This is a genomic window from Duganella sp. P38, from assembly GCF_050859475.1.
Taxonomy (GTDB): Bacteria; Pseudomonadota; Gammaproteobacteria; order Burkholderiales; family Burkholderiaceae_D; genus Rugamonas.
Map to the genome: position 1 here is coordinate 405,908 of NZ_CP193936.1, position 24,040 is coordinate 429,947.

The window sequence follows — 24,040 nt, forward strand, 5'->3', positions numbered from 1 at the left end:
TGCGCGGGAACGACGGGTGGGTGGCGGCACGGTCGGCGTCAAAGTGCTATGCTGAATCCATGACCCATAATGCCCGCGAGCGCTTTCGCGCCACCCACAAACTCAAGCTGCGAGACAAGGACGCCGACGACACCGCGTTCTCGACCCGCGCCGCCAACCCCAAGCTCGGCAAATCGCGCGCCAAGACGCTGGACCTGGAACGCACCGCCGCGCTGATCGAGCGCATCTCGGCCTTGCAGGACAAGCTGTACGCGCAGCACAAGCAGAAGGTGCTGCTGGTGCTGCAAGGTACGGACACCGCCGGCAAGGACGGCGCCGTGCGCGCGCTGTTCAAGGGCATCAACCCGATGGGCTTGCGCGCGGTGGCCTTCAAGGCGCCCACCTCCAATGACCTGGCGCACGATTACCTGTGGCGCATCCACCAGCACGTTCCGGTTGACGGCGAGATCGCCATCTTCAACCGCAGCCACTACGAGGATGTGCTGATCACCAGGGTGCAGGGCTGGATCGATGACGACGAATGTGCGCGACGTTACGCACAGATCCGCGATTTCGAGCGCATGCTGGCGGAAACCGGTACAGTCATCATCAAGGTGTTCCTGCATATCTCGAAGGAGGAACAGCGCGAGCGCCTGCAGGAACGACTGGACGACCCGGACAAGCAGTGGAAATTCAATCCGGAAGATATCAAGCAACGCGAAAAGTGGGACGACTACCAGCGCGCCTATGAAAAGGCGATCCGCGAGACGGACGCGCCGCACGCGCCGTGGTATGTGGTGCCGGCCAACTCCAAGGTCCATCGCAACCTGGTGATCGCCAGCCTGCTGCTGGAGACGCTGGAAGGCATGGAGCTGAGTTACCCGCCGCCGCATCCGGACCTGTCGTCCTTCACCGTGGAGTAAGGAGAATGCCTGATGCTGCAATTGAAAGACGCGAGCCTGCTGCGCCAGCAGGCCTATATCAACGGCGAATGGACTGACGCCGACAGCGGCAAGACGCTGCCTGTCACCAATCCCGCCACCGGCGAACAAATCGGCACCGTGCCGGTGATGGGCGCCGCCGAAACCAGGCGCGCCATCGACGCCGCCAACGCCGCCTGGCCGGCGTGGCGCAAGAAGCCGGCCGTCGAGCGCGCGCGCATCCTGCGCAAGTGGAATGACCTGATCCTTGAAAACACCGACGACCTGGCGCTGCTGATGACGGCCGAGCAGGGCAAGCCGCTGACCGAGTCGCGCGGCGAGGTGGCGTATGGGGCCTCGTTCATCGAGTGGTTTGGCGAGCAGGCCAAGCGCGTGGCCGGCGACACGCTGGCGTCGCCATGGCCGGACCGCCGCATCCTGGTGACCAAGGAACCGATCGGCGTGTGCGCCGCCATCACGCCATGGAACTTCCCGATCGCGATGATCACCCGCAAGGCCGGGCCGGCGCTGGCGGCCGGTTGCCCGATGGTGCTCAAGCCGGCCGAGGCCACGCCGTACAGCGCGCTGGCGCTGGCGGTATTGGCCGAACGGGCCGGCGTGCCGCCCGGCGTGTTCAGCGTGTTGACCGGCAAGTCGAAGGATATCGGCGGCGAGATGACCGCCAATCCGGTGGTGCGCAAGCTGACCTTCACCGGTTCCACCGAAGTGGGCCGCCTGCTGATGGAGCAGAGCGCGCCGACCATCAAGAAGCTGTCGCTGGAACTGGGCGGCAACGCGCCGTTCATCGTGTTCGACGATGCCGATCTGGATGCGGCGGTCGAAGGCGCCATCGCCTCCAAGTACCGCAACGCCGGCCAGACCTGCGTGTGCGCCAACCGCATCTACGTGCAGGATGGCGTGTACGAGGCGTTCGCGCACAAGCTGGTGGCGGCGGTGGAAAAGCTCAAGGTCGGCAACGGCGTCGAGGAGGGCGTGACGCAAGGGCCGCTGATCGACGCCAAGGCGGTGGAAAAAGTCGAGCAGCACGTGGCCGATGCGCTGGCCAAAGGCGGCCGCCTGCTGTTGGGCGGCAAGCGTCACGCGCTGGGCCACAGCTTCTTCCAGCCGACCGTGATCGCCGATGTCAGCGACGACATGCTGGTGGCCAGGGAGGAAACCTTCGGCCCGCTGGCGCCGCTGTTCCGCTTCACCACCGACGAGGAAGCGGTCGCGCTGGCCAACAACACCGAATTCGGCCTGGCCAGCTACTTCTATTCGCGCGACGTCGGCCGCATCTGGCGCGTGGCCGAGGGGCTGGAAAGCGGCATGGTCGGCGTCAACACCGGCCTGATTTCCACCGAGGTGGCGCCGTTCGGCGGCGTCAAGCAGTCCGGCCTGGGGCGCGAGGGCTCGCACCTCGGCATCGAGGATTACCTGGTGGTCAAATACATCTGCCTCGGCGGCATATAAGGGCGATGGCGGCGCCGCCGCTCAGGCGGTCCACCATGCGCTTGACGGCCGCCATCTGGCGGCCTGTTTTTGCGCGTAGCGCGTGTCGTCGTGCGCCCACCAGTCCCAGCACGCCTTCGGATTGGCCAGGGTGGCCGAGGTTTGCGGATACAGGATCAGCAATCGGTTGTTGTCGGCCCAGGCGTTGTAGCCGGCGCGGCGCACAAACTGGGCGCCGATGTGGTCCGGGCTTTGCTGGCAGCCGTGGAAGGCCACGTGCAGCCGGCAGCCGCCGCCGCTTTCGCACGACGGCGGAATGTACAGATAGCCCACGTCCGCCATGCCGTGCCAAGTCGGCAGCGCGATGAACTCCGATTGGTCGAAGGCGATGAAGCGGCCGGCCAGGCTGGCGCTGCGCGCGGCCAGTGGGCCGTAGATCCAGTTCAGCAATTCGCCGGCGGCGTCGTAGTTGCAGTTGTTGATGTAGGGTGAGCCCAGCACCGAGCAGGCGTTGCCATAGCTGTCGGTGGGCATCGCGTGTTCGGCCGCGAGGTTGCGCTTGTAGGCGATGCGGTTGGCGTCGATGTAATGGCGGTAGTAAGTCAGCAGGTCGTTGCTGACCGCCTGCGGCACCACGCTGTCCAGCGTGCCGGAGAACATCCAGATGCGGTGGCCGGCCAGCGCGCTGGTCGGGTCGATGGTCTGCATGGCGGCGAACCAGTCGGTGATGGCGATCAGGTTCTGTACGCGGGTGCCGCCGGGACGCACGCGGCAGGAGAATAATTCTTCGTTGCAGCTACAGGTGGTGGTGGCGGTGAACACGCTGCCCTGCGCGCAGAAATACGGACCGCCGGCGATGATGCCGGCGCCGATCACCGTGCGCGAGAAGGCCACCTCGAACTGCACCGCCATGTAGGCGCCGGACGAGAGGCCGGACACGCTGACCTGCTGCGCGCGCAGCGCCGGCAGCGGCACCACTTGCGCCTGCGCGGCGCCGGTCCACAACAATATACATAGCCATAGTTTTCGCATGACCGCCTCCCCGTCGTTCGCGCGCAGGCGGGAACCCATGCTGAGACGGCCTTTACGCGGTCCATGGATTCCCGCCTGCGCGGGAATGACGATATGCCGGCGGGGCGCATTTTGCTTAATCCAGGCCAATCGTGCGATGGGAACTAAATTGGACTAGAATGGATTTTTTTCCATTCTTTCCAGCCCGACACCATGTCCAAAACCTTCGCCCTGTGCCTCGTCTCCTCGCTGACCGTGCTGGCCAGCGCCTCCGCGTTTGCGCAAGCGCCAGCTGCTGCCGCGCCAGCCGCCGCCGTGGCGTCGGCGCCGGTCAGTTGCCCGGCCATCCTCAAGCAATCCTTCAAGCGCCTGCAGGACGACGCGCCGCAGGACCTGTGCCAGTACGCCGGCAAGGTGATCCTGGTGGTCAACACCGCCAGCTACTGCGGCTTCACCAACCAGTACGAAGGCCTGGAAGGCCTGTACGCCAAATACGGCAGCAAAGGCCTGGTGGTGCTGGGCTTCCCGTCGAACGACTTCGGCCAGCAGGAGCCGGGCAGCAGCAAGGAAATCGCCGATTTCTGCTACAACACCTACGGCGTGAAATTCCCGATGTTCGCCAAGTCCGTGGTGTCGGGCAAGGAGCCCAACCCGCTGTTCGCCAGCCTGATCAAGGCGACCGGCAAGGCGCCGGCGTGGAACTTCCACAAGTACCTGATCGACCGCCACGGCAATGTGGTGAACAACTTCGGCAGCAAGGTCACGCCGGGTGACAAGCAACTGGTCGGCGCCATCGAAAAGGCGCTGGGCTCCTGAGCTTAGCGCGCGGCCTGGCGCAGCTCGGGCGGCAACTGCCTGACCGGGCAATAGTGGTAGGTGGTGACGTTGCCGGCGATATCCTGCGTGAAGGTCGACGAATTTTTCACCGTCACCTGCTGGTGCTGAATCCGGCGCGGCGCGATGCCGGCGCCGGCGTCGATGCACGACTGCGCCACCGTGTAGACGCTGCCGCGGCGCTTGCCGACCTTGGCCTTGCAGGCGCGGGTGTGGGCGGTGGAAATGCCCTTGCCGTCATAGCTGCGGATGGCGGCGTTGGCCGGCGCGCGGCACTCCGAGCCTTCCGCAACATAGATGCCATGCTTCAAACGATACACGCCGCCGGATTTCGGGCTGGCCGCGGCCGCCATGCCGGCGGCCGCCATCAGCATGGCGAATGCCGCCCATCGTTTGCATGTGTTGTGCATTGCTCATCCTTCCCTTCCGTGACAGACAGCCGCAGTCTATAGCGTCGCCGGCGGATTGTCGCGTACGTTTGCGGCGCTGGTCAGGGCAAAGCCTTCATCGCGCCAGCCGGTGATGCCGCCGGTCATCAGCTTGACCGGCCGGCCCAGTTGCGCCAGCCGCACGGCGGCGCGCGCCGCGCCGTTGCAGTGCGGGCCGGCGCAATACACCACGAACAGCGTGTCGGCCGGGAAGCCGGCGAGCTTCGAGGCGATGATCTTGCGGTGCGCCAGGTCGAGCGCGCCGGGCACGTGGCCGGCTGCGTATTTTTCCGTGCCGCGCACGTCGAGCAGCACGAAGTCCTGCCGGCCGCCGGCGAGGGCGTCGTGCACGTCCCAGCAGTCGGTTTCGTAGCGGAAGGCGGCTTCAAAGTGGGCCAGCGCGGCAGCGCTGTCGGCGGCGGGAACGGCGGTAACGACGGACATCGGTTTCTCCTGTGAGGTGGAGCGCTCATTGTGCGGCCGCGCCGTCGGCGCCAGAAGTGGCGCGTATGCCAATCTACGGTAAGATTGCGCCATGAAAAAACACCTCGTTGTGGCGCTGGCCTACGACCGCCTGTGCACGTTCGAGTTCGGCTGTACGGTCGAACTGTTCGCGCTGGAACGCCCCGAGCTGGGCGTCGACTGGTACGACTTCGCCGTCTGCGCGGTGGAGCAGGGGCCGATCCGCGCGGCTGGCGGCGTCACGCTGCAGGCGCCGTATGCGCCGGAACTGCTGGCGCGCGCCGACACCATCGTCATCCCCGGCTGGCGCGATGCCGACGAACCGCCGCCGCCGCAACTGCTGGCGTGGATACGCGCGGCCCACGCGCGCGGCGCGCGCCTGTGCTCGATCTGCTCGGGCGTCTTCGTGCTGGCCGCCGCCGGCGTGCTGGACGGCCAGCGCGCCACCACGCACTGGCGCTACGCCGACCGCCTGGCGCAACGCTATCCGCGCATCGAGGTGCAGCCCGATCACTTGTATGTGGATAACGGGCAAGTTATCACCGCCGCCGGCTCGGCTGCCGGGCTGGACATGCTGCTGCACCTGGTGCGGCGCGATCATGGCGCCAAGGTCGGCAACCGGGTGGCGCAGCGGCTGGTGGTGGCGCCGCATCGCGAGGGCGGGCAGGCGCAGTTCCTGCCGCGTCCGATGGCGCAGGGCGAGCAGGGCCGGCTGTCGCGGCTGATGGACTGGCTGCGCAGCCATCCGGCGCAGCCGCACACGGTGGCCAGCATGGCCGGGCGCGCGGCCATGAGTCCGCGCACCTTGCAGCGCCAGTTCCAGCAAGCCACCGGACTCGGCCCGGTGGAATGGCTGATCCGCGAACGGGTCGCCATCGTCAAGGACATGCTGGAGGAGCCGGAGGTGCCGCTGGCGCAGATTGCCGAGCGCGCCGGCTTCGGTTCCGAGGAAAGCTTGCGCCACCATTTCCGCCGTCTCACCGCCACCACACCGGGCGCTTACCGCAAACGCTTCGTGCTACGCTAAACGCCTCACCATCAGGGAGGCTGCTATGGCATACGTTGACGGTTTTGTGACACCCGTGCCCAGGAACAATCTTGAGGCGTACAAGAAGATGGCGCTGGCGTGCGGCGCCGTGTGGAAGGAACACGGCGCGCTGGAGTTCCGGGAAACGGTGGCCGACGACGTCAAGCCCGGCAAGCTGACCTCCTTCCCGCAAAGCGTGAACTTGCAGGACGATGAAGTGGTGGTGTTTTCGTGGATCGTCTACGAATCGCGCGCGAAGCGCGACGAGATCAACGACAAGGTCATGAAAGACCCGCGCCTGGCCGCCTTCATGGACCCCGCCGGCATGCCGTTCGACGGCAAGCGCCTGGTGTACGGCGGGTTCGAGATGATCGTCGACCTGTAAGGCCCTCAGCGGCGCTGGGTCACCTGTGCGGCGCCGAAGATCAGCTGCTGCGCCATCGGCCGGCCGATGAAGCGTTCCGGGAAGATCGGCGCCGGCGCGCTGGCGGCGTTCAGGCGCGCCAGCTGGTCGTCGCTGAGCACCACGTCCAGCGCCCCCAGGTTGTCTTCGGCCTGGGCCGCCGTGCGCGCGCCGAGGATCGGCGAGACGACGGCCGGCTGCGCCAGCGTCCAGGCGATGGCCACTTGCGAGCGCGATACGCCCAGCTCGGCGGCGACCTGCCCCACCACCCCGGCGATATCGAGCGAGCGCTGGTTCAGATGGCCGGTGGAGGCGATCACACCCTTGCGGTCGCTGGCGACATCGGCGCCGTTGTCATCGGACAGGTCTTTGCGGCTGTACTTGCCGGTCAGGATGCCGCCGCCCAGCGGCGACCATGGCAGCACGCCCAGTCCCATCGCTTGCGCCATCGGCAGCAGTTCGTGCTCGACGGTGCGCTCCACCAGGCTGTATTCGATTTGCAGCGCCACCAGCGGCGACCAGCCGCGCAGGTCGGCCAGCGTCTGCAACTCGGCCACCCGCCAGGCCGGCGTGTTGCAGATGCCCAGATACAGCACCTTGCCCGCGCGCACCAGATCGTCCAGGGCGCGCATCACCTCGTCCGGGCGGGTGGTAAAGTCCCAGGCGTGCAGGTACAGCAGGTCGATGCGGTCGGTGTCGAGCTGGCGCAGGCTGGTTTCGACCGAGCGCACCAGGTTATAGCGGTGATTGCCGCCGGAGTTGATGTTGGCCGCATCGCGCGCCATGGTGAACTTGGTGGCCAGCACCAGGCGCTCGCGCTTGTCCCTGGCGAAGCCGCCGAGGATGCGCTCGGAGGCGCCATTGGTGTAGTTGACCGAGGTGTCGATGAAGTTGCCGCCGCGGTCGACATAAGCGTCGAAGATGCGCCGCGCTTCGGCATCGTCGGCGCCCCAGCCCCAGTCGGAACCGAAGGTCATCGTGCCCAGCGACAGCGGCGCGACGCGCAGGCCGGAACGGCCGAGCAGGCGGTAGTGGTCAAGTTGGGTCGTCATGCTGAAATCTCCTCGAAGGGTTGCGATGACAACGATTGTCGGCATTCCGGCCCCTGCCGCGGTAGCATGATTTCCCGTCATGCTTGCACGATCGTCCGGATGTGCACATAATGGCTTATGGCCCATCTTGAATCATTCCGCGATGCAATTGCCCGTCACGCGCCAGAAGATGGCACGTTTGCCTGCGCCATTCCGGGCCTGAAGCTGATCCGGTGCGCCGCGCCGACGATGCCGATGCCGGTGGTGTACGAGCCGACCGCCTGCTTTGTCGCGCAGGGCCGCAAGCGCGCCACGCTGGGCGCCAGCGTGTTCCACTACGACCCGAGCAGCTATCTGGTGGCGTCGGTCGGGTTGGCGGTGATGGGCACGGTCATCGAGGCGAGCCAAGCGCAGCCCTACATGAGCGTTCAGCTCGATCTGGACCCGGCGCAACTGGGCGAACTGGCGCTGAGCTATCCGCGCCCGGCCGCCAGCGCGCCGACGACCGGCCTGACGCTCAATCAGATGACGCCCGGCTTGCTGGACGCGGCCACGCGGCTGGTCGCCTTGCTCGATACGCCGGACGATATCGCCGCGCTGGCGCCGCTGGCCCTGCGCGAAATTCTGTACCGCCTGCTGACCGGCCCCAGTGGCGGCGCCATCTGCGCGATGACGCAATCGGATAGCCGGCAGAGCCAGATCGCCCGCGCGATCCTGCGGCTGCGCGCGCATTTCAAGGACGGCTGGCGGATCGATGATCTGGCCGGCGTCGCCGGCATGAGCCGCTCGGCGTTCCACCAGCATTTCAAGGCCATGACCGCCATGAGCCCACTCGAATTCAGAACCCAGTTGCGGATGCAGGAAGCCCGGCGCCTGATGGTGAGCGATGGGCTGGACGCGGCCAACGCCGGCTACCTGGTCGGCTACGACAGCCCGTCACAGTTCAGCCGCGATTATGCGCGCCTGTTTGGCGTGCCGCCGGCCAGGGATGCCGGGCGCTTGCGCTCGGCCAGTCAGGCCAGCGTGGCCTGAAGCGCGCCGCGCAGGGCGTTGCAGACGATGATCTCGTCGGCCGCCTGCAGCATGGCGCGGGTGATGGTGGCTTCGCGCGCCTGCCAGTCCGGATCGTCCAGCAGCACGCCGCGCATCACGCCGGGCAGGATGCCGGCGCTAAGCGGCGGCGTCAGCCATTGGCCGCCGATGCGGACGAAGACGTTGCTGCGGCCGCCTTCGGTCAGTTCGCCGCGCTCGTTGAAGAACAGCGTGTCGAACGCGCCCTGGGCTTCGGCGTCGCGCCAGGCGGCGTCGTAGCGCTGGCGGACGCTGGTTTTGTGGCGCAGGAACAGGTCGGCGCTGCTGGTGCTATCGCCGGCCAGCAGCACGCGCACCGGTTCGGCCAGCGGCGTCAGCGGCGCGTGCTGCACCGAGAAGGCGCCAGAGGGCGCGAGCGCAAGTCGCAGGCGGTAGGCCGCGTGGAGCGGCGCCAGCATCGCGCAGGCAGCGTCCAGATAGGCGTGCGCCGCCTTCTGGTCCCAGGGGAAGCCGAAGTAGGCGGCCGACGCGGCCAGGCGCGCCAGGTGGCGCGCGCGGTGACGCACGCCGGCGGCCGGCGTGGCGTGCATCGTTTCGAAAAGTTCGAAGTCGTTTTGCAGGCCGGTGAGGAAGCGCGCCTTGAGGCTGCATTCGGCGTATTCGCCGGCGGCGTCGCTGTCGAAGACGATGCCGGCGCCGACGCCCATTTCGCCGCGCCGTACGCCGTCCGCGCCGGGCGGCTGCAAGGCCAGCGTGCGGATCGGGACCGACATGCAGAAGTCGCCGACCCTGCCATCGTCGCGCGGATCGAACCAGCCGATGGCGCCGGTGTAGACGCCGCGCGCGTCCGCTTCCAGCTCGCCGATGATTTCCATGGTGCGGCGCTTGGGCGCGCCGGTGATCGAGCCGCAGGGGTAGAGCGCGTCGAAGATGTCGGCCAGCGTGGCGTCGTCGCGCAGTTGCGCGGTGATGGTGGAGGTCATTTGCAGCACGCTGGCGTAGCGCTGCACCTCGAACAATGCCGGCACCTGCACGCTGCCGGTGACGGCGACGCGGGCGATGTCGTTGCGCAGCAGGTCGACGATCATCAGGTTCTCGGCGCGGTTTTTCGGATCGGCGGCGAGGCTGGCGGCGCGCTGGCTGTTGTCGGCCTGCCGCGCCGGCGGCGCCGCCGGCGCCGTGCCCTTCATCGGCCGCGCCGTCAGCTTGCCGCCGGCGTGGCGCACGAACAGCTCGGGCGACAGCGACAGCACGGCGCTGCCGTCGTCCAGCGCGATCAGCGCGCCGTAGGGGACCGGCTGGCGGCCGCGCAGGCGCGCATACAGCGCGTGGATGCCGCCAAACGCGTCAAAACGCAGCCTGAAGGTGTAATTGACCTGGTAGGTGTCGCCGGCCGCGATGTAGTCGTGAATGCGCGCCAGCGCCGCGCTGAACGCTTGCTGATCGATGTTGGGACGGAGGTTGGCCACGCCGGCCGGCCGTTCGATCGGGAAGGAGCGGGCGGCCAGCCAGTCGCCAACTTCGGCGGCGGTCAGCCGCGCGCATTCCTTGAACAGCAGGATCTGCGCCAGCGGCGCGCCGGTTTGCCGCGCCGCCGGCATGGGGGCAGCAGCTGCGGGCGCGCCCCGCGGGGCCAGCCCCAGCAGCGCTGCGCCCAGCTCGTAGCTGCACACGCTGACGGCGTATTCGCCGCGCGCCAGCGCCGCCTGCATCTGCGCCAGCAGCGACGGCCATTGCGCGATGTCGTCGCAGCGCAGCGTGGCGGTGTGGCCGGTGTACAGGCGCGAGCGGCTGCCGGCCTCGGTGGCTTCCGGGCTGGCGTCGTCCAGCAGCGCGAATACTTCGGGGTTCATGCCGGCGATAACAGCAGGGTGATATGCAGCGCCGCATCCTGCGACGGATTGTTTTTGAAGCCGCTCTTGGCGTAACGGTGCCAGCGGCCGATGACAAAGCTGGTCAGCATCGCCGCGCGCGCGGCGGTGTCGGCCTCGTGCGCCTGGCCTTCGCTGGCGGCCAGGCGCAAGGCCTGCTTCAGCGCCAACTCGACGCGGTCGTAGAACTGGTTCATGCGCAGTTGCAGGCGCTCGTCCTCGTTGACCAGGGCGTCGCCGATCAGCACCCGCGCCATGCCCGGATTCTGGCTGGCGAAATTGAGCAGCATGGCGGTGATGTCGCGCGCCTGCGCCAGGCCGTCGCTCTGGCGCTCGGCGATCTGGTTAATCAGGCCGAACACGCTCGATTCGATAAACTCGATCAGGCCCTCGAACATCTGCGCCTTGCTGGCGAAGTGGCGGTACAGCGCCGCCTCGGAAAACTCCAGCTTGCGCGCCAGCGCAGCGGTGGTGATCTTCTCGCCCTTGGGTTGTTCCAGCATCTCCGCCAGCGCCTGCAGTATCTGCAAACGGCGCTGGCCTGGCGGTGTGCTTGCCATATGATCTCGCGGTTAAATGGGTTGGTCAGCGCAGCTGGTGCAGGCGTGACGGCAGGTTCCGGACAGATTTTACTTTGACATCGACATAAGCGGGGCGAATCAGCCGTTTTTGCGGATGCGCCAGGCCGGCCGTGTCGCCGATGGTGAGGTACTGCGTGACCCATGCGGTGCGCATGCCGAGCTGGCGCGCGCTGCGCAGGTTGGCCAGCGTGTCCTCCACCAGCACGCAGCGGCGCGCGGTCAGCTGGTGGCGGCGCAGCAGCTTGCGCAGCATCAGCTTCGACGGCTTGGGGCGCATGTGCCGGTGCACCGTCATCGCCTCCACCGCGATGTGATGATTGAAGTGCCGCTGCAGGCCCAGATGCCTGAGCACCTGCGACGAATAACGGTGCGGCGCGTTGGTCAGCAAAATTTTGCGGCCCGGCAGGCGGCGCAGCAGCTGGCGCAGTCCGCGCTCGGCGCGGATCATGGCGTGGAGGTCGTCGAAGCGGTGGGTTTCATCGAGAAAGTGCGCGGCCTTGACGCCGTGGTGCTTGACCACGCCCAGCGTGGTGGCGCCGTAGCGCCGCCAGTACAGGGTGCGCGTGGCGTTCACCAGTTCATCGCTGGCGGGCGTCACGCCATCTCCCAGCAGACGCGCGAGATAGCTGTTCATGCCGGCCATGATCGCGGGGAAGATGGCGTGCGAAGCGTTGTGCAGGGTGTTATCGAGATCAAACAGCCACACGGGCGAGGAGCGGGTAATATTCACGTCATCTCTACCAACAAAGGAAATCATGCAGCGCCAGATTATAGTGATGTTCTGCAGTTTGTTCCTGTTTGCCTTCGGTTCCGCATGGGCGGCGGAGCCGGGCCCGGCGCCCAGCCGCGGCGCGCTGTTCAACGTGCAGCAGCACGGGCAGACGCTGTATTTGTTCGGCACCATCCACGTCGGCGCCAAGGACTTCTACCCGCTGGAGCCGCGCCTGGCCGACCTGCTGAAGCAGGCGCCGGTGCTGGCGCTGGAAATCGATCCGCTGGGCGATCCGCAAAAACTGGCGCGCGCGGTGCAGCAGCATGGCCTCAGCGCCAAGGGCTGGTCTGGCCTGGCGCCGGCGTGGCGCCAGCGGCTGGAGCGCCTGCTCAGGCAGTACAACATCGACCCGCAGGCGGTCGCGTCGATGAAGCCCTGGCTGCTGGCGACCATGCTGACGGTGAGCGAGTTCGCCGCGCAGGGCTACGACGCCGCGCTGGCGGTGGACGCCCACCTGGCGAAACAGGCGCACGCGGCCGGCCAGAAGGTGGTCGAGCTGGAATCGGCCGACGGCCAGATGGCGCTGTTCGACAAGATGACGCCGGCCGAGCAGCTGACCTTCCTGCAGGAGGCGATCAGCGGCATCGAGGACCAGGAACAGGCCGACCAGGCGCGCCAGATCGCCCAGGCCTGGCGCAGCGCCGACGCCGCCGCGCTGGACGCGCTGGCGCTGAAGGCGGAGCAGGACGCGACCTTCTCCGGCCGTTTCGTGCAGAAGGTGCTGCTCGAAGGCCGCAACCCGGCGCTGGCCGACGGCATCGTCAAGCTGATGGGGCGCGAAAACAACAGTGTGGCGGCGATCGGCGTGCTGCACCTGGTGGGCAAAACGAGCGTGCCGGAACTGCTGCGCAAGCGCGGCCTGAGCGTCGAACGGATTTACTAAGCGGGGAGGGTGCTGCGGAAGTGGTGCCCTTGACGTGGATTGAACACGTGGCCTCTCCCTTACCAAGGGAGTGCTCTACCACTGAGCTACAAGGGCATACAAATGTGGCGGTTTCACCGATTTCCGGCGCAACCGCCTTTTTTCAGTGAGACCGGATCATAGTGCCAAAAGCTTGCTCGGTCAAGACTTCCAGCAACAAAGAGTGCTCAATGCGGCCGTCGATGATGTGGACGGTGTTGACGCCGGACTTGGCAGCATCCAGGGCTGATGAAATTTTAGGCAGCATGCCGCCGGAAATCGTGCCGTCGGCGAACATTTCATCGATTTCGCGCGCCGACAGGTCGGTGACCAGGTTGCCCTGCTTGTCCTGCACGCCGGCGATGTTGGTCATCATGATCAGTTTTTCGGCTTTCAGGATCTCGGCGATCTTGCCGGCGACCACGTCGGCGTTGATGTTGTAGGCCTGGCCGTCCTGGCCGAAGCCGATCGGCGAGATGATCGGGATGAAGGCGTCGTCCTGCAGCGCCTTGACCACGGCCGGGTTGATGGCGTCGATTTCGCCGACGAAGCCGATGTCCAGCGTCTGGCCCGGGTTGTCCTTGTCCGGCATGGCCATCTTGCGCGCGCGGATCAGGCCGCCGTCCTTGCCGGTCAGGCCGACCGCCTGGCCACCGTAGTGATTAATCAACATCACGATGTCCTGCTGCACTTCGCCGCCCAGCACCCACTCCACCACTTCCATGGTTTCCTCGTCGGTGATGCGCATGCCCTGGACGAAGGTGCCTTGCTTGCCGATTTTCTTCAGCGCGTTGTCGATTTGCGGACCGCCGCCGTGCACGACTACCGGGTTCATGCCGACCAATTTGAGCAAAATGACATCGCGCGCGAAGCCGTGTTTCAGGCGTTCGTCGGTCATGGCGTTGCCGCCGTATTTGATGACGATGGTTTTGCCGTGGTAATTGCGGATGTAGGGGAGCGCTTCCGCCAGAATTTGCGCCTTGATCCGTGGTTCAACGGCGGTCAGGTCGTCGGCGTCATTGCCTAGGTTCAGATTGGTCAGTTGGGTCATGGCGATTCCGGTAGAAAGATTTTGGGCGCAATTTTACAGCCTGCGGCTGCACTCAAGCACGCATTATAGGGCCATCCGGTTGTAATTTCCCGCCAGCTCCGCTACGCTGGGGCGATGAGTACTTGTTCCCGCTGCGGCACGCAGTTCTCCTGCGCAATGAAGGATGCCGATCCGGCGGCGCCGGCCCAGCCGTGCTGGTGCACGTTTTTGCCGCCGTCGCTGCCCGTGCCGGCCGCGCCCGGCGCCAGCTGCTGGTGTCCGGCATGCCTCCGGCAGCACATCATTGATCATCCTCAAACAGCCGCCAGTACGCGATCCGACAATAGCGCATAACCCCGCATGGGAGCGCTCAGCATGAACCCGACCTCGCTTGACAAGCAAAACGGCGCGGCGGACGATGGCCACATCGTCCGCATCGTGCGGCTGGAGACTCAAATGGACAACGTCACCAGTGCGCTGACCTCCCTGCAGCGCGCGCAGGAGAATTTGCAGCGCACGCAGGAGTTGCATCATCAGGCCATGCTGGCCGGATTCGAATCCCTGCGTGACAAGATCGATGACGTCCAGCGCTACCTGATCGACCGGCAGGACCGTGCTATCGAGCGCCTGGACCGGCGTATCGACCGGCTGGTGTACTGGATGGCCGGCCTGACGATCGCCAACCTGGGCACGATGGTCGGCCTGATCCTGCGCGCCGCCGGCGCTTTCTGATCAGCTGATGGTGCGGAAGAAGCGCAGCATTTCGCGGCTGGCGTCGGGACCCCTGGCGTCGGTGTAGGTGCCGAGCGCGCTGCCGCCGGACCAGGCGTGGCCGGCGCCATGCACCACCCAGTGCTCGCCGACCGGTAAGCCATCGGCGGTGGTGTGCGTGGTCTGCGTGTAGCGATAGCCGTTCGGCACCGCGCCCGACCGCACCCGCGGCCGCGCGCCGTGGTGGTGGTGCAGCCGTTGCGCCATCACCTGTTCGCCATTGCGCGGATTGACCGTCGTGTCGCTATCGCCATGGAACACGATGATCGGCTGCGCGCCATTGCCTGCCTTGGCCGCCGTGTTGACGCCGCGCTTCATGGCCGACAGTGCCGACGGCAAATCCTGGGCCGACGCGAAAGGCAGGCCCGAGTGCACTCCCACCGCCGCGAACAGTTCCGGGTACAGCGTGCCGACAATCACCGCCATCGCGCCCCCGGCCGACAAGCCCGCCACGTACACCTGGCGCTCGATCACCGGATACGCTTCGATCACCTGCCGCGCAATGCCGGCAATGATCGATGGCTCGCCCTGGCCGCGCTGCTGGTCGATGGCGTTGAACCAGTTCCAGCACTTCGAATGGTTGGCCTGCGCGGTCTGTTCCGGATACACCACCAGCCAGCCCATCTCCTCCGCCAGCTGGTTCATCTGCGTGCCGGCGGCGAAGTCGTCCGGATTCTGCGTGCAGCCGTGCAGCATCACCAGCAGCGGCGCCGCCTGGCCGTGGTAGCTGGCCGGAATGTACAGCTTGTAATTGCGCGTTCCCGCATGGTTGCTATAGCTGCCGCTCACGAACTGCGCGCCCGGCGGCAGCGGATGCGCCGGCGCCGGATGCAGCACCGAGCCGATATCGATCGCCCGCTCCAGGTTGGCGTGCAGGTCCAGCTTGATGCCCATGCGGTTCAACATGTCCTGCGCATAGTCGGCCGGATGGGTGGCCGGATTGATGTGCTGCCGCGCGGCCGTCTCCGTTTCCTGCTGCTGCCCGGCAGCGGGCGCCGCGCCTGCAGGTGGCGGGTTAATATCGCGCATCGGCGGGCGTGGTTGCGGGACGGCCTTGTTCAGCATCTGTTGCGCAGCCGTGCGCATGTGGTGGAGAAAATTGAGTTTCATGGCACTCCTTAATGGATGCGTTGCGCCAGCGCGGTCTTGAGGACGGCGCTGGCGTGCAGCGAGCCGAGTACAAAGATTGATTCGATGGTGGCCAGCGCCAGTTCGACCGAGACGTCGCTGGCGATGCTGGCCAGGCCCAGTACCTGGATTTGCAGCCGCTCGCCGGCCGCCTGGATCGCTTCCAGGTCGGCGCGCGAATAATGCTGCATGCCCAATACCAGGCTCTTGCGCGCCACGGTCTGCCTGACCACCTCGGCGTGCTGGTTCAGCTGGTTGCGGATTGCCGTGCGTATCAGATCGGTACGGTTGGAATAAAACCCTTCCTGTACCAGCAGGTCAATCTGGCCCAGGTCGACCGGGCCGAGGTTGATGGTGATTTTTTCTGAATCGGCAGTCTTCAGCTTGATTTCTTGCCTGGCCACGGTGTCTCCATCCATTTGCCATCTATATGGATGGTGAGTCTACGCCGATGCGGCCCCCGGTCAAGCGGCTTCGCGGCATAATGCAGTCATGAGTGAAGTAAACAACATAAGCGTGTCGCCGGTGCCGTCTCCTTGTGTCAGCCTGTGCAAGATGGACCTGGAGCGGCGCTACTGCATGGGCTGCCTGCGCACCATCGAGGAGATCGTCGCCTGGGGCAAGGCCGACGACGACTACAAGCGCGCCGTCTGGGCCGAGCTGCCGCGCCGGCGCGCCACCATCCACTTCGACGACGAGGAGCGATGAGCGTGTTGCCGGATGCGATACAGGTGCTGGAACGCGGCTGGCTGTCGTCCAACAACATCTTGCTGCTGGGCCGGCACGACACGGCCATCATCGACACCGGCTACGTCAGCCACGCGCCGCAGACGCTGGCGCTGGTGCGCAATGTGTTGCATGGCCGCCACCTGGACCAGATCATCAACACGCACCTGCATTCGGACCACTGCGGCGGCAACGCCACGCTGCAAGCGCACTTCGGCTGCCAGACCTCGATCCCTGCGGCAGAGGCCGACAAGGTGCGGCACTGGGACGTGGACGCGCTTAGCTTCAAGGCCACCGGCCAGCGTTGCGACCGCTTCACCTTCGACGCCACCATCGCGCCGGGCGACGTGCTGCGGCTGGCCGACATGGAGTGGCAGGCGCTGGGCGCCCCGGCCACGATCCGCACGCGCTGATTTTTTATTGCCCGCAGGAGAAGGTGCTGATTTCCGCCGACGCGCTGTGGCAAAACGGCTTCGGCGTGATTTTCCCCGAACTGGACGGCCAGTCCGGTTTCGCCGAGGAACGCGCCACATTGGACCTGATCGCCGGGCTGGACGTGGCGGTAGTCATCCCCGGCCACGGCGCGCCGTTCACCGACGTGGCCGCCGCGCTGGCGCGCGCCCGCTCGCGGCTGGACTACCTGGCCGCCGATCCGCTGCGCAACGCGCAGAACGCGCTGAAGGTGCTGCTCAAGTTCCTGCTGCTGGAACGGCAGCGCATCGCGCTGGCCGAGATTCCCGTGCTGCTGACCTCGATGCCGGTGTTCGCCGCCGCCAACCACCGTTATCTGCGGCAGGCGCCCGATGAATTGGCGCGCTGGGCCGTCAGCCAGCTGCTGCGGGCGGCTGCCGCCCGCGTCGAGGGTGAGTACTTACTCAACGAATGAGGCACGCTGGCGCTGCATGGTTTCCGGCAGCTCGGCCGCGAGGAATTCGATGAAGGCGCGCACCGCCGGCAGCAGCCCCCGGCGCGACGCGTACACCGCGTGCAACTGGTGCGAGGCGGCGCGATAACCGGGGAACAGCGTACTCAACTCGCCGGCCGCGATGGCGCTGGCGCAGGCATTGAACGGCACCAGCGCGATACCGGCGCCGCCTGCCGCGGCGATGGTCAGCAGCTCGACATCGTCGACCACCAGCGCCGGCGTGTAATCGATTTCCACCACCTCCGCGCCGGGACCGGTCAGGCGCCAGCGCGGCGCCTCGCCGTCCTGGCCGCCCTTGCCGAGGCCGGGCATGCCGCGCAGCGCGCCGATGTCGGCAAACGGGCCGCGCGCGGCGATGAAGGCCGGGCTGGCCACCAGCACCTGGTCGCTGACGCCGAAGGTGCGCACCACCAGGTCGGAATCGTCGAGCGTGGTGCGGATGCGCATGGCGACGTCGAAGCCCTCGCCGATGACGTCCACGCGGCGGTTGGTCAGCTCCAGTTCCAGCCGCACCCCGGGTGCGCGCGCAGGAAGCGCGGCAGCAACGGCGCCAGGAACAGATGGGCCACCCCGGCCGGCGAGCTGATGCGTACCCGTCCGGCCGGCCGCTCGCCGGCCTGTTCGGCCACCTCCAGCGCGGCGCGGGCAGCCTCGGTCATCGTTTCGCAATGGGTAAAAAATGCCGCGCCGACATCGGTGACGCGCATCGTCCGCGTCGAGCGTTGCAGCAGTCGCACGCCGAGTCGCTGCTCCAACTCGGCAATGCGGCGGCTGACGCGCGACTTTGGAATGCCCAGCGCGCGGGCGGCGCCGGAAAAGCTGCCGTGCGTTACCACGGCGGCGAAAAAGGCCAGGTCGTTGAAGTCTTCCATGATAGTCCGGTCATTGTCTCATCAGTAGAACAAACTGATCTATTTTAGCGGCTGGTGCGCACAATGTGCCCGGCATATGCTGGAGCTACTTTCTATCCAGGAAAAACAACATGCACATCCTCCACATCGATACCAGCATTTTTGGCGACGCCTCCGTCTCCCGCAGCCTGAGCGCGGCGATCGCCGCCGAGCTGCGCCTGCGTTATCCGGGCGCCGCCTACGTCTACCGCGATCTGGCGGCGCAAGCGCCCGCGCATCTGGACGAGGCGATCGCGGCCGGCTTCCGCCCCAGCGCCATCGCGCAGTTCAGCGCGGCGGACAAGGCCGAGCACGCGTTGTCGGAAACGCTGGTCACGGAATTGCTGGCCGCCGATATCGTGGTGCTGGGCGTGCCGATGTTGAACTTCTCGGTGCCGAGCCAGCTGAAAGCCTGGTTCGACCGCGTCGCGCAGCCGGGGCGGACGTTTCAGTACACGTCGGCCGGCCCGGTCGGGATTGCTGGCGATAAAAAAGACATCATGGCGTCGACGCGCGGCGGCGGCTACGCGTCGGGACCGGCGGCGGCCATGGATTTCCATGAGACTTACACGCGCGCGTATTTCGGCTTCCTCGGCATCCGGCAGTTCCACATCCTGCGCGCCGAGTTGCTGTCCAAGGGACCGGAACTGCGCAGCCAGTCGATCCGCGCCGCGCTGGACGGCGTGCCGGACGCGGTAACGGCGCTGACGGCGCCGGTGGCGGCATGACGGTCGCGGCGATGTGCGCGGCGGTCAGCATCGTGCTGGTGCACGGCGCCTTTGCCGATGGTTCCAGCTGGTCGCCGGTGATCGAAGCGCTGCAGGCGCGCGGATGTCGCGTCGCCGCCGTGCAGAATCCGCTGACCTCGCTGGCCGACGATGTCGCCGCCACCCGCGCGGTGGTCGAGCGCCAGCCGGGCAAGGTGCTGCTGGTCGGGCATTCGTGGGGCGGGGCGGTGGTGACCGAGGCCGGCAACCTGCCGCAGGTGCGCGGGCTGGTGTACCTGTCGGCGCTGGCGCCCGACAGCGAAGAGTCGGTGGCGGACCTGCTCGCCCGCCTCGACGCGCCGATGCAGGGCCTGGCGCCGGACGCCAACGGCCGTATCTGGCTGGATGACCCGGTGGCGTACCGCAAGCTCATGGCGGCGGATGTGCCGGCCGCCACGGTGGCGGTGCTGGCGGCAACGCAACAGCCGATCGCCGCCAGCGCCTTCGTGGAAAAATCTCGCATGCGGCGTGGCGCGACAAGCCCAGCTGGTATGTAATGACGGAGGACGATCAGGCGCTGCCGTTTGCCGTCCAGCGCAAGCTGGCCGCGCAGATCGGGGCCGGGACGGTTGTGCTGAAGACCAGCCACATGTCGCTGGTGTCGCAGCCGCGGCGCGTGGCCGACGTCATCCTGCGTGCGGCGCAAGGCTTGCGATAGACGAAATGTAGAGGGCAAGGTCTATTTCTGGCACGGTCGTACTATTTTCGATCTATAATCGGTCGACCCGATCAACTCACGTCAGCGAGCATGCCATGACCTTGCCTGCAGTCCTGCAAAATCTCACCCTTCCCGTCATCGCTTCCCCGATGTTTATCGCCAGCGGACCCAAGCTGGTGGCGGCCCAGTGCAAGGCCGGCATCGTCGGCTCCTTCCCGGCGCTGAACGCGCGCCCGGCCGAATTGCTCGATGTGTGGCTGACCGATCTGCAAAAAGAGCTGGCCGAGTTCCAGGCCGCCAATCCCGGCAAGCGGGTCGGCCCGATCGCCGTCAACCAGATCGTGCACCAGTCCAACGACCGCCTGGCGCATGACGTGGAAGTGTGCGTGAAGCACCAGATTCCGATCATCATTTCCTCGCTGCGCGCGCCGCCCAAAGAGATGCTGGACGCGATCCACAGCTACGGCGGCATCGTGCTGCATGACGTGATTTCCATCCGTCACGCGGAAAAGGCGCTGGAAGCCGGCGTCGACGGCCTGATTCTGGTGGCAGCCGGCGCTGGCGGCCATGCCGGCGGCCTGTCGCCGTTCGCGCTGGTGGGCGAGGTGCGCAAGTTCTTCAAGGGACCGATCGCGCTGTCCGGCTCGATCGCCACCGGCGACGCGATTCTGGCGGCGCAGGCCATGGGCGCCGACTTCGCTTACATCGGCTCGCGCTGGCTGGCGACCGAGGAATCCAACGTCAGCGACGGCTACCGCGAGGCCATCGTTGAATCGACCGCGGCCGATATCGTCTACACCAACCTGTTCACCGGAGTTCACGGTAATTACCTGAAGAAGTCCATCGTTGCGGCCGGGTTGGACCCGGACGCCCTGCCGACCGCCGACAAGAGCGCGATGAATTTCGGCTCCGGCAGCGCCAAGGCCTGGCGCGACATCTGGGGCGCCGGCCAGGGTGTCGGCCTGATGAACGACATCCCGACCACCGCCGAGATGGTCGAGCGCCTGAAGCGCGAGTACGACGCCGCCCGCGCCCGCCTGGCGCTGTGATTTAGCGATTCAGCGGTCGCGGCTGGCGGCCAGGCTGGCGCGCGCCGCCGGCTTGCCGCGCACCCAGACGGTGTCCACCGTGTCATAGGCGCGCACGTCGGCCAGCGGCGATTCCTTCATCAGCACCAGGTTGGCCACTTTGCCGGCCTCGATGGTGCCGAGGTCCTGGTCCAGATGGAAGCTGCGGGCATTGTTGATGGTGGCCGCCTTGAAAATCTGTTCCAGCGACAGGCCGGCGTTGCGCAGGTTTTGCATTTCGAGATAGCCGTTCAGGCCGGGGATGTTGCCATAAGTCGGCGAGGACGGCGTGTCGGTCGCGAACAGGAAGTTCGCATTTTTGCTGGCTAAATACGCAACCACCTGGCGCTGGCGGCGCAGCGGCGCTTCCATGCCCTGGCGGACCGCCTCGTCGGTTTCGCCTTCTTCCGCCACTTCCTGCTTGAACCAATTGCCTTCGGGCGTCTTCAGCCACGCCAGCATGGCGGGCGGCAGCAGCTTGGGCAGCGCCGGCGAGTTCAGGTAGTCCGGATCGACATAGGCGCGCAAGCCATACAGCACCTGCATGGTGGGCTGGTAGCCGATGTTCTTTTCGACGACTTTATCCAGCAACTGGCGCACTTCTTCCGGCAATTCCTTCGAATTGTTGCGCGCTCCCCAATGCCACATGCCGTGCGCCAGCACCTCCACGCCGCCGTTGACGGCAAAGGTCTGCGATTCCAGCGAGTTGCCATGGGTGACCATGACCAGGCCCGCCTGCCTGGCCAGCCGGCGCACTTCGCCATACATTTCCGGGCTCATCACCGGCAGGTTGCGCTGGCTGCCGAAGCCGCGCTCGTAGTGGGTTTTCAGGCAGATCGCGTGGTCGGCCTTGACCCTCGCCACGCCTTTGGCCGGGGTGTAGTCTTGCGGCTGGTATTCGGGCGGGATGTTGTCCTTCTGCGCCGGGTCATAGATGAAATTGGTGAACATCTGGTAGCGCTTCTGCGGCGCGATGAAGGCGGACGGGTAGCCGTTGGCGATCACCAGCGGCGCGCCGCAGTCGTAAATGTCCGGGTGCAGCGGCATGGCCTTGACGCGGTCGATGAACTCGCGGCTGCCGGCGGCCAGGTCGATCACGGTGGTGTAGCCGTAGTAGAGGTAAGATCGCGGCATTTGCGCGAAGTAGGCGTCGGCCATGGATTTCATGTGCTCCGATTGCTCGAAGCTCATGCCGGGCACGGCGTACAGGTGGACGTGGGAGTCGATCAGGCCGGGCGTCAGGTAGTAGCCTTTGCCGTCGACGCGGGTGGCGCCGGCCGGCGTCTTGCCGCTGGCGCCGCGTTCGACGCGGACGATGCGTTCGTTCTCGATCAGGACGCTGCCGCTTTCGATGCGGTCCAGCTTTTCCGGCGATACCAGCTTGACGTTGGTGATCCAGGTCTGACCGGCACAGGCCGGGGCGCTGATCAGCAGGCTGATTAAAATTTGTGCAAACTTCATGGTGGGCTCCGTGTTGTGAGGCCTCCAGTGTCGGTTTTGCGGACGCTATTGGCGTCGCGGATCATGATTTGGCACCTCTCCGTCATTCCCGCGCAGGCGGGAATCCATGCTGAATCTGCCAGTCGGGCGTTCTATGGGTTCCCGCCTGCGCGGGAACGACGGTTTTTGCGTGCTCCCGGAATTCTCCCGGCGTGACGCCTGCGTATTTTTTAAATGCACGGTTCATCGCGCTTTTACTGTTAAATCCCGCGATCAGCGATAGGTCCAGGATGCTGGCGCTGGCTTGCGCTGGGTCTTCCAGCGCCGCTTTCAGTGCTTCCACTCGGTAGCGATTCAGGAAATCGGCGAAATTGGTGCCGCAATGCGCATTGATCAGCTGCGATAGCTCGTGCGGCGTCATGGCCAGCTGCGCCGCCAGCTCGTCCAGTTTCAGCTCGCCGTTGCGGTAGGGCTGCTCGCGCTCCATGCACGCGCTCAGGCGTGCCAGAAACGCATCGCGTTCAGCGGCGGCAAGTGGTCTGTCGGCATAGCGCGGCCGGGCCGGTGGCAGCGGCTGTGGACGATAGCCCAGCGGCAGCCGCATCGCCGTGTAGGCGGTGGCGAAGACGAACAGCATCAGCGCGCCGCCATCCACCGCTTCCACCGACAGCGGCAGCTCGGCATCGACCGCCGCCATGGCCACCGCCAGCACGCTGAGGCCGGCACTGAAAAGCCAGACGCGCATCAGACGCCGCAGGTCGTTCACCAGCGCCGAGTCCGGCGGCACGCGTTGCACCAGGCCGTGGGCGGCGCGCAGGTAAGCCAGCAGGATCGCCATTTTGACCACCGCAAACAGCGCCAGATACCATGGCCAGCCGTTCAGTGCGCGCATCCAGGCCAGTTTTTCGTCAGCCGACCGCAAGTAGAAAGGCAGCATCGCGAGCGTGGCGAGCGTAAACGGGACAAAATGCAGCAGCGCGCGCCGGCCGAGCGGCTGGTCGGACAGCATGGCGTGCAAATAGAGGTATAGCAGCGGCCCGACCGCCAGCCCGAGCGTGACGATGGCCAGCGCGCTGTGCGGATAGACGCGGTACAGATGATTCAGCCCCAGCCACGCATGGCCGATGATTGCTGAAAAATGAGCAGCAGCGCGGACAGCAGACGGTTGGCCGTGCGCATTTCCGGCTGGCGCGGGTTGCACAGGGCGATGCTGAGAAACACCGCCTGCGCGATGGCGGCAAGGAACAGCCAGGAGATGATCGTATTAACCATCATGCCATCCTGCCATCATCCGCCGCCCGTGGCAATCACGGCGGCGGCGCCGGGATCAGTTCTCGGTCTTGATCGCCCACAGTCCCGGCAGGTTGCGCCAGTAGCCATACGCGTCCATGCCGAAGCCGACCACGAAGCGGTTCGGGATGGTGATGCCGACGATGTCCGCCTGCACCGGCTTGGCCTTGCCGATGGCCTTGTCGCAGAACACGGCCAGGATCACTTCCTTCGCGCCCATGTCCAGCAGGCGCTGCTTGACGTGGGCCAGCGTTTCGCCTTCGTCCAGAATATCGTCGAGCACGATCACGGTGCGGCCGCTGACATTGGAGCGCGGCACCACTTTCCACACCACTTCGCCGCCGCGGTCCTCGTCGCCGTAGCGGCTGACGTGGATGTAGTCGAATTCCAGCGGGAAGCTCAGTTGCGGCAGCAGGTTGCCGGTGAAGACCACCGCGCCGCCCATCACGCCCAGCACCAGCGGGAATTCCTCGCTGTCCGGGTGGTTGAAGCGGGCGTTGAGCGTGTCTGCCATGGCGCTGACGGCGGTGTCGACGTCCTGCTTGGAGTACAGCTCTTCGGCGTTCTCCATCAGGGCACGGGCGCGGTTGTGGTGAAAGTCTTGCATGATATTTTTGTCGGAAACTAAAGTGAAGGCCGGTATTATC

At 66.2% G+C, this 24,040-nt stretch carries 28 protein-coding genes, 1 tRNA gene and 2 pseudogenes; 15 read left to right on the plus strand and 16 right to left on the minus strand.

Going from position 1 to position 24,040, the window contains the following annotated elements:
* Nucleotides 1–59: 59 nt before the first annotated feature.
* Nucleotides 60–902: a PPK2 family polyphosphate kinase gene (locus tag ACRQ5J_RS01840; protein ID WP_432380889.1), complete on the plus strand. Its 843-nt coding sequence runs from the start codon at nucleotides 60–62 to the stop codon at nucleotides 900–902.
* Between the two features lie 12 nt (nucleotides 903–914).
* Nucleotides 915–2,369 carry an NAD-dependent succinate-semialdehyde dehydrogenase gene (locus ACRQ5J_RS01845; protein WP_432380890.1) on the plus strand — a complete coding sequence of 485 codons (1,455 nt, stop codon included), beginning with the start codon at nucleotides 915–917 and terminating at the stop codon, nucleotides 2,367–2,369.
* A gap of 21 nt (nucleotides 2,370–2,390) precedes the next feature.
* Here ACRQ5J_RS01845 and ACRQ5J_RS01850 read toward each other — a convergent pair whose 3' ends face one another.
* Nucleotides 2,391–3,380 carry an extracellular catalytic domain type 2 short-chain-length polyhydroxyalkanoate depolymerase gene (locus tag ACRQ5J_RS01850; protein WP_432380891.1) on the minus strand — a complete coding sequence of 330 codons (990 nt, stop codon included), beginning with the start codon at nucleotides 3,378–3,380 and terminating at the stop codon, nucleotides 2,391–2,393.
* 192 nt (nucleotides 3,381–3,572) lie between these two features.
* Between ACRQ5J_RS01850 and ACRQ5J_RS01855 the strand changes: the two genes are divergently transcribed.
* Complete coding sequence (locus ACRQ5J_RS01855; RefSeq protein WP_432380892.1) at nucleotides 3,573–4,175, plus strand: glutathione peroxidase; 603 nt, start codon at nucleotides 3,573–3,575, stop codon at nucleotides 4,173–4,175.
* A gap of 2 nt (nucleotides 4,176–4,177) precedes the next feature.
* On the opposite strand, the gene ACRQ5J_RS01860 is transcribed toward ACRQ5J_RS01855, so the two are convergent.
* Both ACRQ5J_RS01860 and ACRQ5J_RS01865 read right to left on the minus strand, forming a co-directional pair.
* On the minus strand, nucleotides 4,178–4,603 hold the full coding sequence (locus ACRQ5J_RS01860; protein ID WP_432380893.1) for a hypothetical protein: 426 nt from the start codon (nucleotides 4,601–4,603) through the stop codon (nucleotides 4,178–4,180).
* 36 nt (nucleotides 4,604–4,639) lie between these two features.
* Nucleotides 4,640–5,065, minus strand: coding sequence for a rhodanese-like domain-containing protein (locus ACRQ5J_RS01865; RefSeq protein WP_432380894.1), 426 nt, complete (start codon nucleotides 5,063–5,065; stop codon nucleotides 4,640–4,642).
* Nucleotides 5,066–5,156: 91 nt separating this feature from the next.
* Here ACRQ5J_RS01865 and ftrA point away from each other — a divergent pair, with 91 nt between their 5' ends.
* Nucleotides 5,157–6,110: a transcriptional regulator FtrA gene (gene ftrA / locus ACRQ5J_RS01870; protein WP_432380895.1), complete on the plus strand. Its 954-nt coding sequence runs from the start codon at nucleotides 5,157–5,159 to the stop codon at nucleotides 6,108–6,110.
* Nucleotides 6,111–6,135: 25 nt separating this feature from the next.
* A complete protein-coding gene (locus ACRQ5J_RS01875) occupies nucleotides 6,136–6,495 on the plus strand; it encodes a DUF1428 domain-containing protein (RefSeq protein WP_432380896.1) in 360 nt (119 codons plus the stop codon).
* 5 nt (nucleotides 6,496–6,500) lie between these two features.
* On the opposite strand, the gene ACRQ5J_RS01880 is transcribed toward ACRQ5J_RS01875, so the two are convergent.
* Entirely contained in the window at nucleotides 6,501–7,565 is a 1,065-nt protein-coding gene (locus tag ACRQ5J_RS01880; protein WP_432380897.1) for an aldo/keto reductase, read from the minus strand.
* A gap of 117 nt (nucleotides 7,566–7,682) precedes the next feature.
* Here ACRQ5J_RS01880 and ACRQ5J_RS01885 point away from each other — a divergent pair, with 117 nt between their 5' ends.
* Nucleotides 7,683–8,576 (plus strand): AraC family transcriptional regulator, encoded by an 894-nt coding sequence (locus tag ACRQ5J_RS01885; RefSeq protein ID WP_432380898.1) that lies wholly within the window; start codon nucleotides 7,683–7,685, stop codon nucleotides 8,574–8,576.
* Here ACRQ5J_RS01885 and pabB read toward each other — a convergent pair.
* From pabB to ACRQ5J_RS01900, 3 genes are read right to left on the minus strand one after another with little or no spacing between them, the layout of a single operon-like run.
* On the minus strand, nucleotides 8,558–10,429 hold the full coding sequence (gene pabB / locus ACRQ5J_RS01890; protein ID WP_432380899.1) for an aminodeoxychorismate synthase component I: 1,872 nt from the start codon (nucleotides 10,427–10,429) through the stop codon (nucleotides 8,558–8,560). The genes ACRQ5J_RS01885 and pabB overlap by 19 nt on opposite strands.
* The gene (gene slmA / locus ACRQ5J_RS01895) at nucleotides 10,426–11,007 is read right to left on the minus strand and encodes a nucleoid occlusion factor SlmA (RefSeq protein WP_432380900.1); all 582 of its coding nucleotides are present in this window, start codon (nucleotides 11,005–11,007) and stop codon (nucleotides 10,426–10,428) included. Before slmA ends, pabB begins: the two co-directional genes overlap by 4 nt.
* 25 nt (nucleotides 11,008–11,032) lie before the next feature.
* The gene (locus tag ACRQ5J_RS01900) at nucleotides 11,033–11,785 is read right to left on the minus strand and encodes an HAD-IA family hydrolase (protein ID WP_432380901.1); all 753 of its coding nucleotides are present in this window, start codon (nucleotides 11,783–11,785) and stop codon (nucleotides 11,033–11,035) included.
* Here ACRQ5J_RS01900 and ACRQ5J_RS01905 point away from each other — a divergent pair.
* Nucleotides 11,784–12,683 carry a TraB/GumN family protein gene (locus tag ACRQ5J_RS01905; RefSeq protein WP_432380902.1) on the plus strand — a complete coding sequence of 300 codons (900 nt, stop codon included), beginning with the start codon at nucleotides 11,784–11,786 and terminating at the stop codon, nucleotides 12,681–12,683. The two genes, ACRQ5J_RS01900 and ACRQ5J_RS01905, sit on opposite strands and share 2 nt — an antisense overlap.
* Before the next feature lie 21 nt (nucleotides 12,684–12,704).
* Here the strand turns inward: ACRQ5J_RS01905 and ACRQ5J_RS01910 are convergent.
* Both ACRQ5J_RS01910 and argB read right to left on the minus strand, forming a co-directional pair.
* Nucleotides 12,705–12,779: transfer RNA gene (locus ACRQ5J_RS01910), tRNA-Thr, on the minus strand.
* A 46-nt stretch (nucleotides 12,780–12,825) separates the two neighbouring features.
* Nucleotides 12,826–13,752: an acetylglutamate kinase gene (argB, locus tag ACRQ5J_RS01915; protein WP_432380903.1), complete on the minus strand. Its 927-nt coding sequence runs from the start codon at nucleotides 13,750–13,752 to the stop codon at nucleotides 12,826–12,828.
* Between the two features lie 156 nt (nucleotides 13,753–13,908).
* Between argB and ACRQ5J_RS01920 the strand changes: the two genes are divergently transcribed.
* The gene (locus ACRQ5J_RS01920) at nucleotides 13,909–14,085 is read left to right on the plus strand and encodes a cysteine-rich CWC family protein (RefSeq protein ID WP_432380904.1); all 177 of its coding nucleotides are present in this window, start codon (nucleotides 13,909–13,911) and stop codon (nucleotides 14,083–14,085) included.
* 21 nt (nucleotides 14,086–14,106) lie between these two features.
* A complete protein-coding gene (locus tag ACRQ5J_RS01925) occupies nucleotides 14,107–14,463 on the plus strand; it encodes a hypothetical protein (protein WP_432380905.1) in 357 nt (118 codons plus the stop codon).
* Here the strand turns inward: ACRQ5J_RS01925 and ACRQ5J_RS01930 are convergent, their stop codons facing one another.
* Nucleotides 14,464–15,612, minus strand: a complete 1,149-nt coding sequence (locus ACRQ5J_RS01930) for an extracellular catalytic domain type 1 short-chain-length polyhydroxyalkanoate depolymerase (RefSeq protein WP_432380906.1) — start codon at nucleotides 15,610–15,612, stop codon at nucleotides 14,464–14,466.
* Nucleotides 15,613–15,620: 8 nt separating this feature from the next.
* Nucleotides 15,621–16,034, minus strand: coding sequence for a CopG family transcriptional regulator (locus tag ACRQ5J_RS01935; protein WP_432380907.1), 414 nt, complete (start codon nucleotides 16,032–16,034; stop codon nucleotides 15,621–15,623).
* Between the two features lie 121 nt (nucleotides 16,035–16,155).
* Between ACRQ5J_RS01935 and ACRQ5J_RS01940 the strand changes: the two genes are divergently transcribed.
* Both ACRQ5J_RS01940 and ACRQ5J_RS01945 read left to right on the plus strand, forming a co-directional pair.
* Nucleotides 16,156–16,338, plus strand: a complete 183-nt coding sequence (locus ACRQ5J_RS01940; RefSeq protein WP_432380908.1) for a DUF1289 domain-containing protein — start codon at nucleotides 16,156–16,158, stop codon at nucleotides 16,336–16,338.
* Nucleotides 16,335–17,242 (plus strand): annotated as a pseudogene (locus ACRQ5J_RS01945) (MBL fold metallo-hydrolase). Before ACRQ5J_RS01940 ends, ACRQ5J_RS01945 begins: the two are co-directional and overlap by 4 nt.
* On the opposite strand, the pseudogene ACRQ5J_RS01950 reads toward ACRQ5J_RS01945, so the two are convergent.
* Nucleotides 17,228–18,153: pseudogene (locus ACRQ5J_RS01950) on the minus strand (LysR substrate-binding domain-containing protein). The pseudogenes ACRQ5J_RS01945 and ACRQ5J_RS01950 sit on opposite strands and share 15 nt — an antisense overlap.
* Before the next feature lie 110 nt (nucleotides 18,154–18,263).
* Here ACRQ5J_RS01950 and ACRQ5J_RS01955 point away from each other — a divergent pair.
* From ACRQ5J_RS01955 to ACRQ5J_RS01970, 4 genes are all read left to right on the plus strand, one after another.
* Entirely contained in the window at nucleotides 18,264–18,899 is a 636-nt protein-coding gene (locus ACRQ5J_RS01955; protein ID WP_432380909.1) for an FMN-dependent NADH-azoreductase, read from the plus strand.
* A complete protein-coding gene (locus ACRQ5J_RS01960; RefSeq protein ID WP_432380910.1) occupies nucleotides 18,896–19,435 on the plus strand; it encodes an alpha/beta fold hydrolase in 540 nt (179 codons plus the stop codon). The genes ACRQ5J_RS01955 and ACRQ5J_RS01960 overlap by 4 nt, the downstream gene beginning before the upstream one ends.
* Nucleotides 19,393–19,596: an alpha/beta fold hydrolase gene (locus ACRQ5J_RS01965; RefSeq protein ID WP_432383566.1), complete on the plus strand. Its 204-nt coding sequence runs from the start codon at nucleotides 19,393–19,395 to the stop codon at nucleotides 19,594–19,596. Before ACRQ5J_RS01960 ends, ACRQ5J_RS01965 begins: the two co-directional genes overlap by 43 nt.
* A gap of 95 nt (nucleotides 19,597–19,691) precedes the next feature.
* On the plus strand, nucleotides 19,692–20,645 hold the full coding sequence (locus tag ACRQ5J_RS01970; protein ID WP_432380911.1) for an NAD(P)H-dependent flavin oxidoreductase: 954 nt from the start codon (nucleotides 19,692–19,694) through the stop codon (nucleotides 20,643–20,645).
* Between the two features lie 9 nt (nucleotides 20,646–20,654).
* On the opposite strand, the gene ACRQ5J_RS01975 is transcribed toward ACRQ5J_RS01970, so the two are convergent.
* The 4 genes from ACRQ5J_RS01975 to ACRQ5J_RS01990 form a co-directional block, all read right to left on the minus strand.
* Nucleotides 20,655–22,124 (minus strand): amidohydrolase family protein, encoded by a 1,470-nt coding sequence (locus ACRQ5J_RS01975; protein WP_432380912.1) that lies wholly within the window; start codon nucleotides 22,122–22,124, stop codon nucleotides 20,655–20,657.
* Nucleotides 22,125–22,206: 82 nt separating this feature from the next.
* Entirely contained in the window at nucleotides 22,207–23,112 is a 906-nt protein-coding gene (locus ACRQ5J_RS01980; protein WP_432380913.1) for a helix-turn-helix domain-containing protein, read from the minus strand.
* A gap of 92 nt (nucleotides 23,113–23,204) precedes the next feature.
* The gene (locus ACRQ5J_RS01985) at nucleotides 23,205–23,375 is read right to left on the minus strand and encodes a hypothetical protein (RefSeq protein WP_432380914.1); all 171 of its coding nucleotides are present in this window, start codon (nucleotides 23,373–23,375) and stop codon (nucleotides 23,205–23,207) included.
* A 55-nt stretch (nucleotides 23,376–23,430) separates the two neighbouring features.
* Nucleotides 23,431–24,000 carry a hypoxanthine-guanine phosphoribosyltransferase gene (locus ACRQ5J_RS01990; protein ID WP_432380915.1) on the minus strand — a complete coding sequence of 190 codons (570 nt, stop codon included), beginning with the start codon at nucleotides 23,998–24,000 and terminating at the stop codon, nucleotides 23,431–23,433.
* Between the last annotated feature and the right edge of the window lie 40 nt (nucleotides 24,001–24,040).

Bases quoted from the DNA above. Each gene is read 5' to 3' on its own strand.
- ACRQ5J_RS01840 (WP_432380889.1), top strand. From the start codon at position 60: ATGACCCATAATGCCCGCGAGCGCTTTCGCGCCACCCACAAACTCAAG.
- ACRQ5J_RS01845 (WP_432380890.1), top strand. From the start codon at position 915: ATGCTGCAATTGAAAGACGCGAGCCTGCTGCGCCAGCAGGCCTATATC.
- ACRQ5J_RS01850 (WP_432380891.1), bottom strand. From the start codon at position 3,380: ATGCGAAAACTATGGCTATGTATATTGTTGTGGACCGGCGCCGCGCAG.
- ACRQ5J_RS01855 (WP_432380892.1), top strand. From the start codon at position 3,573: ATGTCCAAAACCTTCGCCCTGTGCCTCGTCTCCTCGCTGACCGTGCTG.
- ACRQ5J_RS01860 (WP_432380893.1), bottom strand. From the start codon at position 4,603: ATGCACAACACATGCAAACGATGGGCGGCATTCGCCATGCTGATGGCG.
- ACRQ5J_RS01865 (WP_432380894.1), bottom strand. From the start codon at position 5,065: ATGTCCGTCGTTACCGCCGTTCCCGCCGCCGACAGCGCTGCCGCGCTG.
- ftrA (WP_432380895.1), top strand. From the start codon at position 5,157: ATGAAAAAACACCTCGTTGTGGCGCTGGCCTACGACCGCCTGTGCACG.
- ACRQ5J_RS01875 (WP_432380896.1), top strand. From the start codon at position 6,136: ATGGCATACGTTGACGGTTTTGTGACACCCGTGCCCAGGAACAATCTT.
- ACRQ5J_RS01880 (WP_432380897.1), bottom strand. From the start codon at position 7,565: ATGACGACCCAACTTGACCACTACCGCCTGCTCGGCCGTTCCGGCCTG.
- ACRQ5J_RS01885 (WP_432380898.1), top strand. From the start codon at position 7,683: ATGGCCCATCTTGAATCATTCCGCGATGCAATTGCCCGTCACGCGCCA.
- pabB (WP_432380899.1), bottom strand. From the start codon at position 10,429: ATGAACCCCGAAGTATTCGCGCTGCTGGACGACGCCAGCCCGGAAGCC.
- slmA (WP_432380900.1), bottom strand. From the start codon at position 11,007: ATGGCAAGCACACCGCCAGGCCAGCGCCGTTTGCAGATACTGCAGGCG.
- ACRQ5J_RS01905 (WP_432380902.1), top strand. From the start codon at position 11,784: ATGCAGCGCCAGATTATAGTGATGTTCTGCAGTTTGTTCCTGTTTGCC.
- ACRQ5J_RS01900 (WP_432380901.1), bottom strand. From the start codon at position 11,785: ATGATTTCCTTTGTTGGTAGAGATGACGTGAATATTACCCGCTCCTCG.
- argB (WP_432380903.1), bottom strand. From the start codon at position 13,752: ATGACCCAACTGACCAATCTGAACCTAGGCAATGACGCCGACGACCTG.
- ACRQ5J_RS01920 (WP_432380904.1), top strand. From the start codon at position 13,909: ATGAAGGATGCCGATCCGGCGGCGCCGGCCCAGCCGTGCTGGTGCACG.
- ACRQ5J_RS01925 (WP_432380905.1), top strand. From the start codon at position 14,107: ATGAACCCGACCTCGCTTGACAAGCAAAACGGCGCGGCGGACGATGGC.
- ACRQ5J_RS01930 (WP_432380906.1), bottom strand. From the start codon at position 15,612: ATGAAACTCAATTTTCTCCACCACATGCGCACGGCTGCGCAACAGATG.
- ACRQ5J_RS01955 (WP_432380909.1), top strand. From the start codon at position 18,264: ATGCACATCCTCCACATCGATACCAGCATTTTTGGCGACGCCTCCGTC.
- ACRQ5J_RS01960 (WP_432380910.1), top strand. From the start codon at position 18,896: ATGACGGTCGCGGCGATGTGCGCGGCGGTCAGCATCGTGCTGGTGCAC.
- ACRQ5J_RS01970 (WP_432380911.1), top strand. From the start codon at position 19,692: ATGACCTTGCCTGCAGTCCTGCAAAATCTCACCCTTCCCGTCATCGCT.
- ACRQ5J_RS01975 (WP_432380912.1), bottom strand. From the start codon at position 22,124: ATGAAGTTTGCACAAATTTTAATCAGCCTGCTGATCAGCGCCCCGGCC.
- ACRQ5J_RS01980 (WP_432380913.1), bottom strand. From the start codon at position 23,112: ATGCTGTCCGACCAGCCGCTCGGCCGGCGCGCGCTGCTGCATTTTGTC.
- ACRQ5J_RS01985 (WP_432380914.1), bottom strand. From the start codon at position 23,375: ATGGTTAATACGATCATCTCCTGGCTGTTCCTTGCCGCCATCGCGCAG.
- ACRQ5J_RS01990 (WP_432380915.1), bottom strand. From the start codon at position 24,000: ATGCAAGACTTTCACCACAACCGCGCCCGTGCCCTGATGGAGAACGCC.